A 19,600-nucleotide genomic window follows, 5' to 3' on the forward strand; every position below is an offset into this window, starting at 1 on the left:
ACGTGCGGTCGACATGATGGCCGAGGCCGGATACGAGCCCGACGAGGAACTGTGGCGGGGACCGGACGACAACCGGATCACGATCGGCGCGCGGACCTGGCACACCCGGCCGGGCGGCTGCGGCCCGATCGCGCTCATCCCCAAGAAGCCGAAGCCCGACAAGCCATCAGGCGCGTAGGCTCCGTGCCCGACGGAAGGAGCACGCCATGGAGTGGATCGACCCGCGGTACGCGGAACTCGTGGCGGCCATGAAGCGGGCCGAAGCGGAGCAGTCCGACGCCGACGACGAACCGCGCCCCTTGCGAGGCTTCATCGTCCCGCCGAAGGACTGACGCGGTGAGAGAGGAGCCCTGACCGCACACGCGGCCGGGGCTCTTCCTTTTCATAATCGCCAGACCCTGGGACCGGCAGCGGCCCCAGCCAATGAACTTCCCGACCGCGCCGGCCGGCTATCGCGCGACCAGGCAGGCGCTCGGTCCAGCCCCTGGCCACGCGGAAGCACCGTTCCACCTCGCCAGCGCATTTCCCTGGTGATGGGACTTCACCACACGGCTCTGACACCATGGAGCTATGCGGACGAGCTTTGGTCAAGCAACGGCAAAGCCCCTCTAACACCGCAGCTCAGAAAGGGTGGTCCCCGCGCAGGCGGGGGTGGTCCGGACGTGACGCTCCACGAGTACGACGGCGCGTAGTGGTCCCCGCGCAGGCGGGGGTGGTCCGTGCGACTGCGTGCACATGCCCGCCACCCTCATGTGGTCCCCGCGCAGGCGGGGGTGGTCCGGCCCTCGCCGACCAGGCCGCCGCCGCGCAGGCGGGGGTGGTCCGCAATGGACGGACGCCGATCGGGACGGCTGCACGTGGTCCCCGCGCAGGCGGGGATGGTCCGCGCCCGCGCGGGCCGCGCGCCGTACGGCGGCCGATCAGCGCGAGGCGCAGCGTGTGGCCGCGGCCCCGGCTCAGCGGCAGGTTGATCTGGCAATCCTGGAGAAAACCACGGAGCGCCTGGATCGGGAGAACAATGAGATCCGCAGCGAGCTGACGGGGCTGCGCGGGCTGGTGCGGGCGTACTCGTGGACCGTGGACCGGCCGATGCGTCGGATGGAGCACGCGAGGATCCCGCCGGCGGAAGAGGACGTGCACGATCTGGTGCGCGACCACATGCGCACGGGTGCCTGACAAACGCGCGGCGCACCGCTCTCCTCCGGGAGGGCGGGGCGCTTTCGCATGTCCGGGGCTACTCGTCCAGGTCGATCGCGAAGTCCACGACGGTCGTATCGCCGCGGCGCACGATCGGGTGGGCGACTTCGACGATCCGTCCGGTGTCCGCGATGTGCCGGCGCGTGTAGCGCAGGACGGGCACGCCCGCGCCGATGCGCAACGTCCGGGCCTCCAGGTCCGTGGGCATTGCGGCGGTGAACGACTCGGTGATCCGGGTGACCGTGATGCCGAGGCTGAGCATCTGCGCCCGGGTGCCGCCGGGCCAAGGCTCGTTGATGGGGTCGGAGATCGGGGTGCCCGCGACGTCGGACCAGCGGACGTAGCTGGTGCTCATCTGGGTGGGCTGGTCGTTGTCGTAGAACACGAAGTGCCGGGCCAACAGCCGTTCGCCGGGCTCGCATTCGAAGAGCCCGGCCAGCTCCGCAGTGGCCTCGGTCTTCTCGAACCGCTTGTCGAGCCGGTACTCGGACCAGGCGATGCCCTGGTCCCGGGTGTACGGGGTCGCCTTGGCGCCGGGTGTGGTCCGGTAGCGGTCGGCGGCCATGCGGTGTACGGGCGGCCGGGGCCGGACGCGTGTGCCCGCGCGGGCGCGGGTCTCGATGAGGCCCTCGTTGCCGAGGAGCCGCATCGCGTTGCGGATCGTGGTGTCGGAGACGCGGTACTCCTCGCACAGGGCGGGGAGGGTCGGCAGCTGGTCGCCCGGCCCGAACTCGCCGCTGGAGATGCGGCGCCGCAGGTCAGCGGCGATCCGCAGGTACTCGGGCTGTGCCACCACCGCACCACCTTCCAAATGGTCGAGTCAATCTGAGTACACATACTCTCGCGATCCGCTTGACCTGCGCCAACTCTGGCGACAATCTGAGTACAGAAAGACAGTATCCGTACTCAGATAGCGACGAAATCCGGGGGACAGTCATGTCCGAATCGGGGCATACCTGGCGGCAGGCCTACAAGGGTCATCCCTCAGAAGCCGCGCAGGTCCGCGACTGGATCCGCAGCCGCCTCGACCACGACGACGCCCCCCTCATCGCCAACGAACTCTTTGTCGCCGTCCTCGGCAGCCTCACCGCCCGCCGCCCCGACGTCATAGAAATGACCATCTCCACCGCCGGGCGCCGCATCCGGATCACCGCCACCGGCCAGCACCCGCTGCCCATCCTCCAGGTCCACGGCCCCGGCGCCCTCATCATCAGCCGCCTTACCGAGTCATCCGGCGTGTCCGTGGACGGCTTCGGCCTGTGGGCGCAACTCACCGCACCCGCCGAACTGGAGGCACTCCAGTGACCAGCCCTGCGCCGCGCACAACGCACTACACCACGCCGGAGTGCCGAGGGGACGTACAGAACGGTGCTACGGGCCCGGAGAGATCCGCATCGAGCAGCCGCCGCCCCCGGCTCCGGCAGCGCTGACCCTCCGCTGCGGCTGCTGGTGCCACACAGACCAGCCGGCCCCCACTGACCCCCGCCCCGGCCGGACGCATCCGGCCAGGAAACCCCGGCCGGGGCGGGTTCCACCACCCATCCGAAAACAGGAGGCACGCAACCATGAGTATCACCAGCCAGGCACCCGCCACACGGGACGCCCGAGCCCTGCTGACACCCGAGGAGTTCACGGGCGTCGTCTCCACCGTGCTGCGCGCCAACCCCGGCATGGAACAGCCCCTCGCCGAGCGCATCACGCTGGAGGCCCTTAAGTTCGTAGCCACCGCCGCTGGACGGACTGGGCGCCGTATGGCGCCGTCGCCCGTGGTCGATGAGGGCTGGCATGCCCTGATCCTCCACACCCGCGTCTATGCCGAGCTGAACGCCCGGCTCGGCGGGCGCTTCGTCCATCACATCCCCCAGCCGCCGAGCCCGACGCATGTCGGCGTCCCCGGCATCCTGGCGTCCACCCAGGCCGCGATCGAGCTGGCGGGTTTCGCAGTGGATGCCGAGCTGTGGCAGGTCGGCCCGAAGGCCGTGGCCGGAGCCGACTGCCAGCACGTGCCGTCCTGCGGGGACAACGACTGTGAGGTGGAGTGCGAATCGGGCCCGAACTGACCCGGCTGGACCCTATGGTGCTGGTATGAGCGCATCTGAACGCGACCAGCAGATGGCCGCGGTCCGCGAGTGCCGACGCCTATGGCGCACCATCAGGGCTCGCCGGTCCGGGCGCCGCCAGTGCCCGGGTCCGGGGCCCACCGTGATGGTCACCAGCAACGGGCCCGTCACCATCCCGTGCCTACGCTGCGGCGACGGATCGTCGTAGCCGGACACTCCGACAAAAGGTCGGGAGTCGTCGGCTCCCGATCTGCCCTACCGGCCCGGCCGGTCCGCGCTCCCAGTGCCCGGCCGGAACTCCTCACGCACCAGGAGACTGAGCGGTACACCGATCGCGTCGGCGACACGGACCAGCGTGTCAAGCAACGGGCTGGCGTGCGCCTTCTCGATTCGGTTGTACTGCGCAAGGGTCATATCGACGCGGAGAGCCACGGCCTCCTGTGGTCCCCGCGCAGGCGGGAGTGGTCCCTTCGCGATGCCCCGGGCGATCCGCTCCATCGTGTGGTCCCCGCGCAAGCCGGGGTGGGCCCTCCGGCACCGGGTGGCCGACGGCCGCCACTCGTTGCTCCCGCACGCGGCTGTCCGACCTCGGTTGGTTGACCTTGACCGACCTTCGGACGCAGGTCGGTGGCGTGGTCCGTTTCACCCCACCATTTTCGTCGCGTTCAATGCCAACGGCGTACCCGACAGCGCGCACGTACCACTCTCGAAACGACACGGCCGACGGATCGGTCGTCGGCTTATCAGGCGGTCTCTACCGCGACCGCAAAAAACAGCGATAGGAGCGCGTCAGGAACTGGGGCGTCCGCTGTCAGGATCGGCGGCGGTCGTCGGAGAAACCGCATCGCGCCTGCGTCCGTTTGAGGTACGCCGCGTGTTCCACGTCCAGGTCGACCACCGTGAACTCGTGAAACTCCATGATCAGTTGAGCGGCCAGCACCCACCCGAGCCGCCAGTCCTCGAACGTGACCCCGTCCGCGTCGTACGCCTCCGGAAACGCCCCACCCGGCCGGTACAGCGCCCCGTGCACGCCCCGCGCCGCGAACGTCCGTACCCGCAGTGCCACATACCGCTCACGCAAGTGCGGACACACCCCCACCGACATCACCGCGCACGGCACACACACCGGCGGATGGGTGGTGACATAGCCGGGCTCCCACAACTCCGGGCCGTCCACGTCCTCCCCCACCAGCCACAGCGTCCCCTCACGCGTACGGTCCGACGGGCCACCACAGACCTGGCACAGCAGCTTCCGCATCGCCCGGCGCTGCCGTAGGAAATGCACCTTCCCGAACTCCGGTCGCCCCTTCCCCGGACTCAACCCGATCCGTCGCCACAGGACACCCATCGAGTCACGGTCATACGGCCCCTCATCCGCATAGGCGATCCCCGCACCTCTGGCAATCACCACACCCCCGGGCCGGTGCTCCGAAGACCAGCACGCGATATACGGCACGACATCAGGCTGAGGGAACGCCCCGACCGGAGGCCTGTCCACCGGTGGCATCACCAGCAACCACCCTCACCAGACTGCCCGACCGGGAGCGCCAACTCCGCCCAGACCACCTTCCCCGGCCCATCCCGGTCAGCCACCCCCCACTCATCCGCCAAGGCATCCACCAGCAACAACCCACGCCCGTCGCACGACTCCGGGTCCGGTGTACGAGGCTGGGGACGCACGGGCGAACCGTCGTGCACCTCGATCCGCAAACCCCCCGAACTACGCACGTAGCGCGTCTCGATGCCCTGTCCCCGCGACACCCCCGCGTGCAGTCCGGCATTGCTGAGCAGCTCGGACACGATCAGGACCGCCGAATCCTCCAGCTCGGACAGCCCCCAGCCCGCCAGCGACTTCCGCAACTCCAGCCGCGCCAGCGCCACGCATCTCGGGTGACGACTCCACCGGAGGACCGCCGTCTCCACGTCCTCGCCCGGCAAGTGAGCATCCGAGTCGACCACAGGCCGCGCGGTCTTCACCGTCGTGGTGAAATCGAGCGGTCGGGATTCGGCATCGGGCGCGGTTGTTCCGGCTGTGGATTCAGGCATGTCGACGCTCCTCGCGCGTTGGCCGCCCGGGGCCGTCGGGACGGCCGCCGGGACTCATGGGGGACGCGAGAGCTGAATGCGGGCGGTGGCCGCGTCGAGCAGCGCGTCCTCAATGTCCGTCCCCGGCTCATCGGTGATCGGATGAGTCCAGGGTGACCGCCGTGCGATGGCCCAACGCTCACAGATTTGTGAGCGCTGTGAGCACTACAGGCCAACCCACGAGGCAAGGTTCGTGAGCGTGTCGGGCGTGCGGCGCGAGTGGTGCACAAGACCGGAGATCGTCTCCCGCGCCCCAGGGTGATATCGGGTCTGCTCCGGAGCAGCGCGGCGCGCCTTGACGATGGTGTCGAGCGCTGCCTCCGCCCGGCCCGTCTCCATTTCCGATCGCGCCCGGTCGATCAGGAAGTGGGCCCGCCGCGATGTCGCCAGATCGGCCGGCAGGTGAATGCCACCCGCTTGGCCAAGCGCATCCTCGTAGTGACGCATCTCGACCGCCGCACTCATTTTGTGCAAGGCCACGTTGGTGGGCCCGAACGACAGCCAGTGGACATCCGAAGCGTCTCCGATCCGATCGGCGATTTCTGCGGCCTGGCCGATGTGCGAAGCGAGCGCGGACTTGTTCCGGGCTCTCGCGGCGATGACCGTGGCACCCAGGTGGAGTTGGCCTGCCACGGCCTGCGCCTCACGGGCGTCACCGGCCTGGGCAAGGACGTGGTGGCCGACTGAGATAAGGCGCTGACCGATGGTGTACTCGCCCTCCCGGAAGTAGACGAGAGCGCGCATGTACTGGCGGATGGCTGCGAGGCACGGGTCCGAGGCCCGCTGAGCTGCCCAGTCCATACGGTCCAGAGCGACCGTGGACAGGTCGTAGTAGCCGAGTTTCACCGATACGTCGTGCGCGGTCCGGTAGGTGGAGGCCAGTGCCTGCCACAGTTCGGTGGACGGCGTGAGCCACGCCGTGGAGGTGAGTTCGGCAATGACGGCCGGCAGCGCGCGGGCCGCGTTACGCAGACGAGTGGCACGGACCTGAGCGCAGAGGTCGTCCGCCGCCGCCAGGAGTTGCGGAACGGGACGGACGGTGATCGTGTCATCGACCCCGAGGTCGTAGAGGTCCAAGGCCTCGCGGATCGGGCGGACCAGCTCGGCAAGGCGGTCTTGCTGCAGTTCGGTCACGTAGGGCTGACCCGTCAACGCGGTGACGTCGACTCTCAGGGCGTGTGCCACCGCCGCGACGAAGTCGGGGGACGCGGGGCGGGCCCCGCACTCGACTTGGTTGAGGAGGCTGTACGAGAACGGAATGCGGGCGGCGAGTTGGCGCTGGGTGAGGTGGGCCAGTTTCCGCTCACGCTTGATGCGCGCGCCTGTGTGGTCGTCGTCGAGCGAGGGCATAGTGGTCTCCGTTCCTGACTCGTCATCTGGAACGGTACTCACGTCCGCCCCCGCATCCGTCCGGTTCCGGGGCGTTCGTATGTGGTCGACTGGACGGCATGACGAGTACGAGGACGCTGTACCTCTTCGGCAGCGCCGCACCGCCCGTGCTGGACATCGCTTCCGTGATCAGAGACGCGCACTCCCGGGGATGGGACGTGCGGTTGGGGCTGACACCCACCGCAGCCCGATGGCTGGCCACGAGCCTTCCGGAGCTGGAGGAGCTGACGGGCGCCCCCGTCCGATCGGAGTACAAGCTTCCGGGCGAGCCGGACGTATGGCCGCCGGCAGACGCCATCCTCCTGGCGCCCGCCACGCTCAACACGATCAATCAGTGGGCGCTCGGACTGACGGAGAAGTTCGTGGTGGGCGTCGTAGCAGAGGGGATCGGCAAACGGATCCCGCTGGTGACGATGCCCTGCGTGAACGCGGCCTACGTACAACACCCGCAGTTCGAGCGGTCGATAGAGACACTGAGGAGCGCCGGCGTGACCGTGCTGTACGGACCGGGCGCCTTCGTACCGAACCAACCGGGCGAGAAAAAGCCATACCCCTGGGCGGCGGCCCTGACGGCGGTGGAGGCGGCGGCCAGCGCCGCCTAGACGCAGGCGCGGCCACCGAAACGGTCGCAGGGCGGCGAAAAGGCCAGGCGGCGCGACAGGCGGCGCCCGTACGACCGAGGCAATCACCGGACATCCGGCACCGGGTGAAAGAATGAGCGGAGGCCAAGCGGAATGACTGCCCGGTTCGAGGAGAAACAGCGGCTATGCCGGTTTCCCCGAAACTAAGCAAAGCCAGCCCATCGGCAGGATAAAAGCCCAGCTCAAGAAGTATGGTCCCCGCGCCTGCGGGGTTGGTCCCCCGCGCTTCTTCTGCCACTTCGCGTAGGACTTGTGGTCCCCGCGCCTGCGGGGTTGACCCCCGGACGCCCTCAGGCCGACGCGTCCCGCCACCGTGCCCGGCGCGTCCGCCGCGCCACCGCCCGGCGTCGCCGCCCTGCGCCGCGCCCGCCCCCCGCCGCCACCCCCACCCCCGCGTAAAGCATTGACGGGGTGACGTGTGCATGTAAGTCTCCGGATTGGGAGCGCTCCCATCACGTTCCGCCCTTCGCCCGCACACGAAAGGTGACCATCGTCATGCCTGTGCTCACGCGCCCGTCCCCGCCGTCCGCCCTGCGGCGCGGGCTCGTCGGGGTGTTGTCCGTCGTCCTGGCCGCCGCCGCGCTCGTGGCCACGCCCGCCCAAGCCGCACCGCCCGGCGCGGACGTGGAAGCCGCCGCCGCTATCGCCGTGCGGGTCAATCAGCTCGGTTATCTCCCCGACGGGCCCAAGCGCGCCACCGTCGTCACCACCGCATCCGCCCCCACCGCCTGGGAGTTACGCGGCGCGACCGGCGCCACCGTCGCCTCCGGAACGACCACCGTACGCGGCGGCGACACCGCCTCCGGGGACTCGACCCACCTCGTCGACTTCTCCTCGTACACCGGCACCGGCACCGGATACACCCTCCTCGTCGACGGGCAGACCAGCCACCCCTTCGACATCCGCGCCGGGCTTTACAACGGTCTGCGCTCGGACGCCATGTCGTTCTTCTACCAGCAGCGCAGCGGCATCGCGATCGAGGCGTCGCTCGCCGGCGGCGCCGCCTACGCCCGTCCCGCCGGGCATCTCGGGGTGGCGCCCAACAAGGGGGACACCAGCGTGCCGTGCCAGGCGGGCGTCTGCGACTACAGCCGTGATGTACGGGGCGGCTGGTACGACGCGGGCGACCAGGGCAAGTACGTCGTCAACGGCGGGCTCTCCGCCTGGCTGCTGGTCAACTCCTTCGAGCGCGCCGACCGCGCCGGCACCGACGCCGCGCTCGGCGACTCCACCCTCCGCGTCCCGGAGCGCGGCAACGGCGTACCCGACGTCCTGGACGAGGCGCGCTGGGAGCTGGACTTCCTGATGCGGATGCAGGTCCCGGAGGGCAAACCGCTCGCCGGCATGGCATTCCACAAGATCCACGACGCCAACTGGACGGGCCTGCCCACCCGCCCCGAACTGGACGCCGAACAGCGCGAGTTGCACCGCCCCTCCACCGCCGCGACCCTCAACCTCGCCGCCACCGCCGCCCAGTGCGCCCGCGTCTACGCACCGTACGACGCGGCCTTCGCCACCCGTTGTCTCGACTCCGCCCGCCGCGCCTGGTCGGCCGCCCGCGCCAACCCGAGTCTGATCGCGCCGGACTCCGACGGCAACGGCGGCGGAGCGTACGGCGACGCCACGGTCAGCGACGAGTTCTACTGGGCGGGCGCGGAACTGTACGCGACGACCGGCGAGGCCGCGTACCGCGACGCCGTCACCGCCTCCCCCTGGCACACCTCCCCCGGCGCCTTCAGCTCCTTCGGCTTCGGCTGGGCCGACACCGCCGCCCTCGGCCGGATCGTCCTGGCCACCGTCCCCACCGGACTGCCCGCCGCCGAGACCGCCCGTATCCGCTCCTCCGTCACCACCGCCGCCGACGCGCACCTGGCCACCATGTCCGGCCAGGGGTACGCGGTACCGCTCCCCCCGACCGCGTACGTCTGGGGCTCCAACGGCCAGGTGGCCAACAACGGCATCGTCATGGCCGTCGCGTACGGGCTGACAGGACAGCAGCGGTACCGCGCCGGAAGCATTGAGGCGCTGGACTACCTGCTCGGCCGCAACACCCTCGGGCAGTCGTACGTCAGCGGCTACGGCGAGCAGCCGTCCCGCAACCAGCACCACCGCTTCTGGGCCAACCAGTACGACGCCTCGCTGCCCAACCCGCCCGCCGGGTCCATCGCGGGCGGCCCCAACGCCGCGCTCCAGGACCCGGTCGCACAGGAGGAACTGTCCGGCTGCGACCCCGCCGCCTGCTACATCGACGACATCGGCTCGTACTCCACCAATGAAGTGGCGGTCAACTGGAACGCGCCGCTGGCCTGGCTCACCCAGTTCGCCGCCGAAACCCCCGAAGGCGGAGACGGAGGCGATGGCGGTGACGGCGGCGATGGCGGTGACGGCGGCGATCCGGCCTCCGGCTGCGCGGTCACGTACGGGATCGACAGCGCCTGGAACAACGGCTTCACCGCCACCGTGACCGTGAAGAACACCTCCACGGCCGCGATCGACGGCTGGACGCTGAACTGGACGTACGCGGGCGGCCAGCGGGTGACCAACGCCTGGAACGCCACGGTCTCCCAGAGCGGCTCCGCCGTCACCGCCAAGGACGCGGGCTGGAACAAGGCGATCGCCCCCGGCGGCTCGGTGAGCTTCGGCTTGCAGGCCACCTTCACCGGCAGCAATCCGCCACCTACCGCCTTCACTCTCAACTCGGGTGCGTGCGGCTGACGTCCGGCGGCTGAGATCCGGCGGCTGACGTCCGCCGTCCTGCGCTCAGGCGCTCAGGCGCTCCCCGTGGACATCCGGGCGGTCAGGGAGGAATCCCTGACCGCCCGCCCGCGGGTAGCATCGGCGACCACCGGACCGACCAGCGGACCGACCACCGAACCGACCAGCGGGACGCCCGGACGGTACGCACAGACGGGACGCGCTGGCGGTACGCGCAGGCGGTACGCACGGGCGGTACGGATCTCTGGGAGGCGGTGAGCCGGTGACGGGAGCGAGCGAGCGGAAGCCCGCGGCGCCGCTGCGGCGCGACGCCCGGCGCAATCGCGTCCTGCTGACCGAGGCCGCCCGGGAGGTCTTCGCCGAGCAGGGTCTGGACGCGTCCCTGGACGAGATCGCCCGCAGGGCCGGGGTCGGCAACGCCACGCTGTACCGTCACTTCCCCGACCGGGGGGCGCTCGTAGAGGCCGTCTTCCACGAGACGCTCGCCGAGACGTTCCGCGCCGGTGAGAAGGCGCGGGAGTGCGAGGACGCCTGGACGGGCCTCACCACGTACTTCGTCTCCATCTTCGCGGGCCTGGCCGACGACCGCGGGGCCAACGACCTGATGACCACCGGGATCCCGGGCGTGCCCTCGCTGGAGGCCCTCCACGAGCAGAACCGCGAGACCGTCCGGCTGCTGGTGGAACGCGCCCAGCGGCAGGGCACGATGCGCGACGACATCACCACCGAGGATGTGCTCTTCGTCCTGGCCGCGCTGGGCCGTACGGTACCCGCGCTGGCGGCCACCGCCCCCGACGCCTGGCGCCGCTATCTCCGCCTCAGCCTCGACGGCCTGCGGACGGAACCGGCCGGCGGGCTCCCCGCACCGGCCCTGACCCGCGACGAACTCGGTACGGTCCTGAGGGACCTCGGCCCCCACCGCACCCGCTGAACCGACGGCCCGAACGGACGGCCCGCCGGACCGACCGGCTGAGCCGACGGCCTGAACCGACGGCTGCCCGAACCGACGGCCGGCCCGCCGCCGTGCCGCACAGCGCGACGACCCCGTCGGCCCGCCCGGACCGACAGTCCCGACCAACGACCGGCCGAACCAACGGCCCGCCCGGACAGCCCGGACCCACAGCCCGGACCGACGGCAGCCCGCACGGACGGCCCGCACCGACGCCCGGACCGACGGCAGCCCGCACCGACGCCCGCACCGACGGGCCCGTACAACCATCCCGCCCCATCGGAAGTCTCCCTTTCAGCTCCGGGTGCCGTCGGGCGGCTCCCGCCCCCGCACGCACCCCGTATGCCGTGTAGGAGACGACGACCTCATGCCCAGCACCAGAACCTTCCGCACCACCCTCGCCACAGCCGCGACGACCGCGCTGGCCGCCGCGACGCTGGCCGCCGGAACACTGGTCGCGGGCGCCAGCAGCGCCTCCGCCGCGCCCTCCGGGCTCCAGGGCGACTTCAACGGCGACGGCTACCGCGACCTCGCGATCGCCGCGGCCATGGGCAAGGTCGGCACCCAGGCGGCCGCGGGGTATGTCGCCGTGGTGTACGGCACGTCGAAGGGGCTCGACCCCACCCGCCGTACGATCATCAGCCAGGACAGCGCGGGCGTCCCCGGCAGCGCCGAGAAGGGTGACTACTTCGGCAACGCCCTCGCCGCCGCCGACCTCAACCGCGACGGATACAGCGATCTGGCCGTCTCGGCACCCGAGGAGGACACCGCCGAGGGGCAGGCCGCCGGTACGGTCGTGATCGTCTGGGGCGGTGCGAAGGGCCTCAGCGGCGCCACGACCGTACCGAACCCGCAGCCGCTGTACGGGAGTTACTTCGGGGCAAGCATCGCGGCGGCCGACTTCACCGGAGACGGCAAGCCCGATCTCGCGATCGGCGCGCAGGGCGACACCAGCCCGTCCTGGAAGATCCGTCTCGTACGGGGACCGTTCGCCAAGTCCGGCGCCCGCGGGAAGCTGACCACCTACTCCTCCCCCGTCGACAACCCCTTCCTCACGGCGGGCCGGGTCACCAAGGACTCCGCCGCCGATCTCGTCGTCCAGGGCCGGAAGTTCGACAAGTACATCCTGGGCCCTTCCGTCTTCTACAAGGGCTCCAGCACCGGACTGGTCAAGGGAGGCACCCTGCCGGCCGGCACCAACGCGGCCATCGGCGATCTGGACAAGGACGGTTACGGGGACATCGCCATCGGCAATCCCGACGAGCCCGTCAACGAGCCCAGCGGCTCCAAGGGCGGCGAGGTCTCGGTCGTCTACGGCGCCGCCTCGGGCCCCAGTTCCACCCGCCGCACGACCCTCACCGAGAACAGCGCGGGCGTCCCCGGCGTGAGTGAGTACGGGGACGCCTTCGGCGCCTCGGTGGCCATCGGCGACTTCGACAAGAACGGCTACGGAGATCTCGCGGCGGGCGTTCCCGGCCAGTCCTTCGGCGCCGACCCCGACCGGAAGCTGTACGCGGGTGAGGTGATCCTGCTGCGCGGCTCGGCGAAGGGCATCACCGGCACGGGCGCCCGCGCGCTCTCCCAGGACACCCCGGGCGTCCCCGGCACCACCGAGGGCATCGACAGCTTCGGCGCGCGCCTCCTCGCCACGGACATCAACCGGGACGGATACGCGGATCTCTCCGTCGTCGCGTCCCAGGAGGACAACGACGCGGGAGCCGTCACCTACCTCCGGGGCGCCCCGTCCGCGTCCTTCCCCGCCACGGGCTCAACCGCCTTCGGCCCCGCCGCCCTGTCCCGCCCGACCACGTACAGCGACTTCGGCGGCCGCCTGGCCGGCTGACCCCCCGCCCGCGGCGCCACAACGGCGAAGATCCGGGCCCCGAAGGTCCGGAGCCCCGACGGGCGGGGCCCCGAAGGACCGGGCCCACTCCTCCAGCATGGTGAAATCCTCCGGCAGCAGTCCCACCCTCGGATCGATCCGCCGCAGCAGGGCCGGCCCGGCATGATGAGCGGCCACCCAGTCGCGGTCCGCGTCGGTGATCTCGTCGTCCAGCCAGGCGAACGGCCGTCCCGTCGCCCAGGCGACGATCTCCGGAGTCTTCCAGAACACACCGCCGCCCGGTTCCGGCCGGGGTGAGGACCAGGCGATGACCGGAAGAGCGGGCAGCCCCAGGACCGGTGAGACATAGCGGTTGGCCTCCTCCTCCCAGGTCGTCGCCCACACCAGCTCGAAGGGGAGGGCCGCCAGGGCAGGACCGTGGCCGGGGTTGAGCCACACACGCAACGGCTTGGGCCGCTGGTCCGGCCTCCCCCACGCGGAAAGCCGTCGCCGCTCGGCCGCCTCCCAGCGCGGAGTCATCAGACGGTGCGTCCGATAGCCCTCGGGCCGCCGGTGCGGCTTCGCGGCGTACGGATTCAACGGCCCGTCCACATCGACCAGCAGCAACGGCCGCGATGACACCCCGCCCACGCTCATGGCGTGCACCGTAATCGCGTCGGAGTCCTCGCCGCCTCCCGATTCCGGTCTGCCGTCGCGCGGGCGGCCTGGTCGCTTGTCCAGCGCGTCTTTTATCCAGCGCGTCACGTGTCCAGCGCGTCACGTGTCCAGCGCGTCACGTGTCCAGCGCGTCACGTGTCCAGCGCGTCATTTGTTCATCGCGCGGAGCATCGCCGGGCCGCCCGTGCGGAGGAAGCGGTGGATCAGGGTCGCGGCGAGGAGGAGGAAGACGATGTTGAGGGCGGTGGTGTAGTTCCAGGAGACGCCCTCGTCCGGGACTCTGGCGTGGGAGTGGTCCGGGACGAGGTCCAGGGCGCCGAAGAGGAACTCGACCGCGTAGCCCGCCGCCGCCATCGCCGTGAAGAAGACGGCGAGGATGAGGGCCGTCATGCGCGGGCCGTAGTACTTCCGGTAGATGTTGAGGATCGGGAGGATCAGGAGGTCGGCGTAGAGGAAGGCGATCACGCCCCCGAAGCTGATGCCTCCCTTCCACAGGACCACGGCCAGCGGCACATTGCCGATGGAGCAGACGAACGAGGCGATCGCCACGAGCGGGCCGATCAGGGGGCCCGTCAGTTTCGCGGCCAGGGGGTGGTCTTCGAGGAAGAAGGCGCTCCAGAAGGAGTCCGGGACCCAGGCGGCGATCGCGCCCGCGATGAGCAGGCCCAGCACCAGATCGCGCAGGATCGCGGCCCACTCCATGACGAAGACGTGCGCCACCGCCGTACAGCCCTCGGGGGAGAGGAGCCGCCGGGCGAAGGATCCTTCGCGCTGTACGGACGAGTCCATCTCCGCGTGGCCCTCCATGGAGCCGGTGAGGCCCCGCCCGGCCTGGGCCCGTGCCCGCGCGAGAAGCCGTTCGCGCAGGAAGACCCGGAACAGCACCGCCATGATCACGATCATCACCGGCCCGCCCACGAACTCCGCCAGAGTGAACTGCCAGCCCAGCAACAGGGCCAGGATCACGCCCAGTTCGACCACCAGATTGGTGGAGGCGATCTCGAAGGCCATGGCGGCGGTGAAGTTCGCGCCCTGGCGGAAGAGCGAGCGCGCCAGCGCGACGGCGGCGTACGAGCACGACGACGAGGCCACGCCCAGGCCCGTGGCCAGGGTGAGCGTACGGGGACGGTCGTCGCCCAGCAGCCGTACGACGGTCGAGCGGCGCACCACCGCCTGCACCACCGCCGAGAGCGCGAAGCCGAGGATCAGCGCCCAGGTGATCTCCCAGGCCATCGACCCCGCGATGGACAGCGCACGACCGATCGCCGACATGGTCACTTACCTCCCGAAGTGTCCCGCCATCCTCCCCTCGCGCACCCGTCCGGCACGTCAGCGGCACCGGCGCGCCATGGGCGCCTCGGACGCCATGGGTTAGAAAGGCGAGGCGACGGCGACCCGCCCCGGCGGGCGACGGCGGCCACGAGGGCAACCGCGACGGCGACCACGGCGGCGACCGCGACGGGCGCGAACGGGGGGCTCGGACAGATGCGAACGGTCAGGACGGGAGTGGATGTGACGGGACAGACGGCGGTACCCGACGAGTATCTGACGGGGTACGCGAAGCTCCTCGCGGCCGTCGCCTCGACAGGCCGCCGGCTCACCCGGGACGAACTGCTGGCCCGCCGGGAGCTGGGACGGCAGGCCGCCGAAGCCGGATTCGGGCTGCGCGCCCTCGTCGTCGCCCATCTCGCCGAGGCCCGCGCCCACTGGCCCGCCACCGCCGCCACCTCGGGCCCCGCCGCCACCTCGGGCCCCGGCACAGCCACGGGCCCCGGCGCACCCTCGGCCACCGGCCCAAGTCCGGCCGCCGGGTCGGTCACCGGGTCGGTCACCGGGTCGCCCGCCGCGTCGGTCACCGGCCCGGATACGTTCAACGGCCCGGATACGGCTACCGGCCCGGATACGGCCGCCGGCTCAGCCTCGGACCGCGGCTCCACCCCGGGCCACGGCTCCTCCCCGGGCCACAGCTCAGTTCCCGCCCCCGGCTACGGCTACGGCTCCGCCCCCGGCTCCGGCTCGGTCTCCGCCCGCGGCACCGTCGACAGTGTCCTCGCCGCCGTCGAGCAGGCCGTCGACGCGTTCGCCGAAGGGTACGAACGGGCCCAGCGGCTCGCCATACGGCAGGAGGCCGCCGCGCGCCGGGAGTTCGTCGACGACCTGCTGTACGGACGCAGCGATCTGGGGCGTCTGGCGGAACGCGCCGAGCGGTTCGGGCTCCGGCTCTCGTACGCGCACGCCGTCGCGGTCGCCGAGGGCGCCGTCCCGTACGACGAGGAGGAACCCGTCCCGCGCGCCGTCGAGGAGGCCCTGATCGGCCGGTTCGGTGACCGCAGCGTGCTGCTCACCACCAAGGCCGGCCGGCTGGTCTGTGTCGCGCCCGGCGACCAGGGGGAGGTCCTGACCTACTTCGCCAAGCAGGCCTTCGCGGCGACGGACGGCGGACGGGTCGCCATCGGCCGTCCGCAGCCCGGGGTGGGCGGGGTGGTCCAGTCGTACGAGGAGGCCCTGAACGTCCTCGACCTCGCCGCCCGGCTCGCCCTGGACGCCCCCGTCCTGCACGCCGCCGATCTGCTCGTCTATCCGGTCCTCACCCGCGACCGGCAGGCCATGACCGAACTCGTCCTCGGCACCCTCGGTCCGCTGGAGTCCGCCCGGGGCGGGGCCCAGCCGCTCATCGAGACCCTCGCCGTCTACTTCGACGCGGGATGTGTGGCGGCGGAGGCCGCGCGCCGGCTGTCGCTGAGCGTCCGGGCCCTGACCTACCGACTGGCGCGGATCCACAAGCTCACCGGCGCCGATCCCGCCGATCCCATGCACCGCTACACCCTCCAGACGGCCGTCATCGGGGCGAGACTGCTCGACTGGCCGGCGAAACCATTCTGAGTCCGCGGGCGTGAGTACAGGTGTGTGGTCACGGTCGGCACTCGGCGGCGGGCGGTCGGCAGTCGGCAGTCGGCAGTCGGCATTAAGAACGCGTTAAGACTGCCGGAATACGGCAATGCGCACAGACGTCCATGGATGGGAACATGGCGCCCTGCCCGAGGGAAACCGCGGGGGATCCGGGGCAGTGGGGGAGGGGGGATCCGATGACCTTGTTTCTGGGTCTCGGCATCGCGGGGATCGTACTGCTCGTCCTTTCGTTGATCTTCGACGGGATTCTGGAAGGGCTCTTCGGCGGGGTCGGGATGCTCAACGGCCTCTTCGACGGGCTGCTGTCGCTGCCGGTCATCGCCGGGTTCGTCTCGATGCTCGGTTTCGGCGGCGCGATCGTCCAGGGCACCACGGATCTCGGCACGGTACCGGCCGCCGTCGCGGGGGCGGCGGCCGGTGCCGGGGCGGGATGGCTGACCTGGCGGTTCAGCAAGGCGCTGATGCGTGACCAGACCGTGGCGACCCCTCGGGGCGACGATCTCGTGGGCACCGCGGGCACGGTCGTCACCGCGATCCCGGCCACCGGGTACGGCGAGGTGCTGCTGCGGCTCGGCGGCCAGACGGTGAAGTACTCCGCCAAGAGCGAGCAACCGGTGGCGTACGGGGCGGAGATCTGGGTGGAGGCGACGCTCTCGTCGAGTTCCGTCTCCGTACGTCCGGTCGACCGCTGATCCGGGCGTCACGGCCGGTCGGGCCGGACCGCGCGTCGCTACCGGGCGGGCCGGACCACGCGTCGCTACCAAGCGGCCGTCCGCCAGGGTGACCGGTCGCCAGATGATCGGCCGTCCGCCGGGGTGACGGGTCGTCACCCGGTCCGACGGCGGCCACCGTGCCGGTGACGCCAGCCACACCGAGCACACCAACCACACCGCCCGCGCCGACCACCGCACCCACCGCGGCCGGGCCGGCCAACACCCCCGTGCACCAACGCGGCGCGTGGACCGTTCCACGCGCACCGATTCGAACCGCTGTCAGAACTGCTGTCCCTCGGGGGGCAAGGGAGAGGCCACCATGAGTCCAGTCGTCATCGCCGTGCTGGGGGTCGTCGTACTCGTCGCCCTGCTGGCACTGGCCGTCATCACGCGGTACAAGGTCGCGGGGCCCAGCCAGGCGTTCATCGTCACCGGCCGCCGCGGCAAGCAGTCGACCGACCCGGCCACCGGCCGGGTGTCCATGGACACCAGCGGCCAGAAGGTCGTGGTCGGCGGCGGAGTGTTCGTCGTGCCGTTCGTCCAGCAGAAGTTCACGCTCGACCTGTCCAGCCGGCACATCCCGGTCGCCGTGCGCGGCGCCGTCACCCTGCGCGGGGTGAAGGCCAACCTCGACGGTGTCGCCATCGTCAAGGTCGGCGGCACCGAGGACTCGATCAGAGCCGCGGCGCAGCGCTTCCTGCGACAGCAGGGCGGCATCGTCGGCTTCACGCAGGAGGTGCTCTCCGGCGCGCTGCGCTCCATCGTCGGCCGGATGTCGGTGGAGGACATCATCCGGGACCGGGCGGCCTTCGCCGGGCAGGTCGCGGAGGAGGCCGAGGCGAGCCTGTCCGGGCAGGGGCTGATGCTCGACGCGTTCCAGATCCAGGACATCACCACCGAGGGCTCGTATCTGGAGGACCTCGGCCGTCCCGAGGCCGCCCGCGCCAAGCAGGAGGCCGATATCGCGGAGGCCGTGGCGCGCCGGGCCGCCGAGCAGGCCAGGCTGAAGGCCGAGGAAGAGATCGCGATCGCGCAGCGGACGTTCTATCTGAAGCAGGCCGAGATCAAGGCCGAGACGGACGAGGCGGCGGCGCGCGCGGCGGCGGCGGGCCCGCTGGCCCAGGCGGCGCGCGAGCAGGACGTGCTCGCCGAGCAGGAGAAGGTCGCCCAGCGCCAGGCCGCGCTGACCGACCGCGAACTCGACACCAAGGTCCGTAAGCCCGCCGACGCGGCCCGCTACCAGGCCGAACAGGAGGCCGAGGCGCGTCGTATCGCCCTGGTCAAGGAGGCCGAGGCCGACGCCGAACGCTCACGTCTCACCGGTGAGGGCGAGAAGGCGCACCGCGCCGCGCTCGCCGCCGCCGTACGGATCGAGGGTGAGGCGGAGGCCGCCGCGATCGGCGCCAAGGGCGCGGCGGAAGCGGAGGCCATGCACAAGAAGGCGGAGGCGTTCGCACGGTACGGCGACGCGGCCGTCCTCCAGATGCTGGTCGAGGTGCTGCCCTCGGTGGTCGCGAAGGCGTCCGAGCCGCTCAGCGCGGTCGACAAGATGACGGTGATCTCGACGGACGGCGCCGGGCAGCTCGCGCGTACGGTCGCCGACAACGTGGCCCAGGGCGTCGAACTCCTCAGCGCCACCACGGGGGTCGACCTCGCGGAGCTGCTGAAGGGCCTGGCGGCGGGCAGGACGGGCGGGCCCGGCGGAACGGGCGCGGGCGCGGTCCCGGCCCAGGTCCCCGCCAGGACCACCGAGGCCAACGGACGCATCGAGGTCACGGACTGACACGCACCGACGCCGTGACGCCGTGACACCGGTGTAGGGGAACGGGGGACACGGGGGGACACGGGGGGACACGGGGGGACACGGGGGGACACGGGGGGACACGGGGGAACGGGGGAAGCGCCGTGGAGCGGCGCGTGGAGGGCCCGGCCGACGGGGGAAAACCGGCCGGGCCCTTCCGCGTCCCGCCGCGTCCACCACGCCACGGCTTAGAGTGCCGGAATGCCGTCGTACAGCATTGGCCAGGCAGCGGGACTGCTGGGCGTGAGTTCGGAGACCGTCCGCCGCTGGGCCGACAGCGGTCAAGTGGCCATGGAGCGGGACAGTTCGGGAAACCGGGTGATCGACGGGGTGGGCCTGGCCGCGTTCGCCAAGGAGCGGGCGGTGGGGCTGCATCCGGTCCCCGATGAACCGCTGACCTCGGTCCGCAACGCGTTCGCCGGGATCGTGACGGCGGTGACGCTCGACGATGTGGTCGCCCAGGTGGAGATCCAGTCCGGACCGCACCGGCTGGTGTCGCTCGTGACCCGCGAGGCCGTCGAGGAACTGGACATCCAGGTGGGGGCGTCCGTCACGGCCCGGGTGAAGTCGACCCACGTCCATGTCGACAGACCGCACCAACGCAATGCGTGACACGGGAGACCTCACACCTGACGCCTGA

The 19,600-nt window shown here is 71.2% G+C and carries 19 protein-coding genes and 1 pseudogene; 13 read left to right on the forward strand and 7 right to left on the reverse strand.

Going from position 1 to position 19,600, the window contains the following annotated elements:
* Window positions 1–13: 13 nt before the first annotated feature.
* The 3 genes from OG214_RS18905 (at window position 14) to OG214_RS18915 (ending at window position 1,176) form a co-directional block, all read left to right on the forward strand.
* Window positions 14–178, forward strand: coding sequence for a hypothetical protein (locus OG214_RS18905; RefSeq protein WP_405985396.1), 165 nt, complete (start codon window positions 14–16; stop codon window positions 176–178).
* Window positions 179–206: 28 nt separating this feature from the next.
* A complete protein-coding gene (locus OG214_RS18910) occupies window positions 207–332 on the forward strand; it encodes a hypothetical protein (protein WP_363079379.1) in 126 nt (41 codons plus the stop codon).
* Window positions 333–939: 607 nt separating this feature from the next.
* The gene (locus OG214_RS18915; protein WP_405985397.1) at window positions 940–1,176 is read left to right on the forward strand and encodes a hypothetical protein; all 237 of its coding nucleotides are present in this window, start codon (window positions 940–942) and stop codon (window positions 1,174–1,176) included.
* Between the two features lie 58 nt (window positions 1,177–1,234).
* Here OG214_RS18915 and OG214_RS18920 read toward each other — a convergent pair whose 3' ends face one another.
* The gene (locus tag OG214_RS18920; RefSeq protein WP_363079380.1) at window positions 1,235–1,990 is read right to left on the reverse strand and encodes a GntR family transcriptional regulator; all 756 of its coding nucleotides are present in this window, start codon (window positions 1,988–1,990) and stop codon (window positions 1,235–1,237) included.
* Between the two features lie 143 nt (window positions 1,991–2,133).
* On the opposite strand from OG214_RS18920, the gene OG214_RS18925 reads away from it, so the two are divergent.
* Complete coding sequence (locus OG214_RS18925) at window positions 2,134–2,502, forward strand: hypothetical protein (protein WP_405985398.1); 369 nt, start codon at window positions 2,134–2,136, stop codon at window positions 2,500–2,502.
* Window positions 2,503–2,762: 260 nt separating this feature from the next.
* Window positions 2,763–3,257: a hypothetical protein gene (locus OG214_RS18930; RefSeq protein WP_405985399.1), complete on the forward strand. Its 495-nt coding sequence runs from the start codon at window positions 2,763–2,765 to the stop codon at window positions 3,255–3,257.
* A gap of 255 nt (window positions 3,258–3,512) precedes the next feature.
* Here OG214_RS18930 and OG214_RS18935 read toward each other — a convergent pair whose 3' ends face one another.
* From OG214_RS18935 to OG214_RS18950, 4 genes are all read right to left on the reverse strand, one after another.
* Window positions 3,513–3,689: a helix-turn-helix domain-containing protein gene (locus OG214_RS18935; protein WP_405985400.1), complete on the reverse strand. Its 177-nt coding sequence runs from the start codon at window positions 3,687–3,689 to the stop codon at window positions 3,513–3,515.
* 379 nt (window positions 3,690–4,068) lie between these two features.
* Window positions 4,069–4,515, reverse strand: coding sequence for a hypothetical protein (locus tag OG214_RS18940; protein WP_405985401.1), 447 nt, complete (start codon window positions 4,513–4,515; stop codon window positions 4,069–4,071).
* Between the two features lie 248 nt (window positions 4,516–4,763).
* Window positions 4,764–5,303, reverse strand: coding sequence for an ATP-binding protein (locus OG214_RS18945; RefSeq protein WP_405985402.1), 540 nt, complete (start codon window positions 5,301–5,303; stop codon window positions 4,764–4,766).
* A 204-nt stretch (window positions 5,304–5,507) separates the two neighbouring features.
* Window positions 5,508–6,692: a helix-turn-helix domain-containing protein gene (locus tag OG214_RS18950; RefSeq protein WP_405985403.1), complete on the reverse strand. Its 1,185-nt coding sequence runs from the start codon at window positions 6,690–6,692 to the stop codon at window positions 5,508–5,510.
* A gap of 98 nt (window positions 6,693–6,790) precedes the next feature.
* Between OG214_RS18950 and OG214_RS18955 the strand changes: the two genes are divergently transcribed.
* The 4 genes from OG214_RS18955 (at window position 6,791) to OG214_RS18970 (ending at window position 12,879) form a co-directional block, all read left to right on the forward strand.
* Window positions 6,791–7,333 (forward strand): flavoprotein, encoded by a 543-nt coding sequence (locus OG214_RS18955; protein WP_363079390.1) that lies wholly within the window; start codon window positions 6,791–6,793, stop codon window positions 7,331–7,333.
* 534 nt (window positions 7,334–7,867) lie between these two features.
* Window positions 7,868–10,087, forward strand: coding sequence for a glycoside hydrolase family 9 protein (locus OG214_RS18960; RefSeq protein WP_405985404.1), 2,220 nt, complete (start codon window positions 7,868–7,870; stop codon window positions 10,085–10,087).
* Between the two features lie 262 nt (window positions 10,088–10,349).
* The gene (locus OG214_RS18965; protein WP_363079393.1) at window positions 10,350–11,018 is read left to right on the forward strand and encodes a helix-turn-helix domain-containing protein; all 669 of its coding nucleotides are present in this window, start codon (window positions 10,350–10,352) and stop codon (window positions 11,016–11,018) included.
* Window positions 11,019–11,403: 385 nt separating this feature from the next.
* The gene (locus OG214_RS18970; protein WP_363079394.1) at window positions 11,404–12,879 is read left to right on the forward strand and encodes an FG-GAP repeat protein; all 1,476 of its coding nucleotides are present in this window, start codon (window positions 11,404–11,406) and stop codon (window positions 12,877–12,879) included.
* Window positions 12,880–12,960: 81 nt separating this feature from the next.
* Here the strand turns inward: OG214_RS18970 and OG214_RS18975 are convergent.
* A pseudogene (locus OG214_RS18975) lies at window positions 12,961–13,515 on the reverse strand (hypothetical protein); the annotation flags it as partial.
* A 168-nt stretch (window positions 13,516–13,683) separates the two neighbouring features.
* Window positions 13,684–14,808 carry a permease gene (locus OG214_RS18980; RefSeq protein WP_405985405.1) on the reverse strand — a complete coding sequence of 375 codons (1,125 nt, stop codon included), beginning with the start codon at window positions 14,806–14,808 and terminating at the stop codon, window positions 13,684–13,686.
* Window positions 14,809–15,048: 240 nt separating this feature from the next.
* Between OG214_RS18980 and OG214_RS18985 the strand changes: the two genes are divergently transcribed.
* From OG214_RS18985 to OG214_RS19000, 4 genes are all read left to right on the forward strand, one after another.
* Window positions 15,049–16,419, forward strand: a complete 1,371-nt coding sequence (locus OG214_RS18985; protein WP_405985406.1) for a helix-turn-helix domain-containing protein — start codon at window positions 15,049–15,051, stop codon at window positions 16,417–16,419.
* Window positions 16,420–16,622: 203 nt separating this feature from the next.
* Window positions 16,623–17,138 (forward strand): hypothetical protein, encoded by a 516-nt coding sequence (locus tag OG214_RS18990; protein ID WP_363079398.1) that lies wholly within the window; start codon window positions 16,623–16,625, stop codon window positions 17,136–17,138.
* Window positions 17,139–17,478: 340 nt separating this feature from the next.
* Window positions 17,479–18,942, forward strand: coding sequence for an SPFH domain-containing protein (locus OG214_RS18995; RefSeq protein WP_363079399.1), 1,464 nt, complete (start codon window positions 17,479–17,481; stop codon window positions 18,940–18,942).
* A gap of 219 nt (window positions 18,943–19,161) precedes the next feature.
* Entirely contained in the window at window positions 19,162–19,572 is a 411-nt protein-coding gene (locus tag OG214_RS19000) for a TOBE domain-containing protein (protein ID WP_363079401.1), read from the forward strand.
* The last annotated feature ends 28 nt before the right edge of the window (window positions 19,573–19,600 follow it).

Origin of the sequence: Streptomyces sp. NBC_00872, assembly GCF_045161915.1 — a bacterium.
GTDB lineage: Bacteria > Actinomycetota > Actinomycetes > Streptomycetales > Streptomycetaceae > Streptomyces.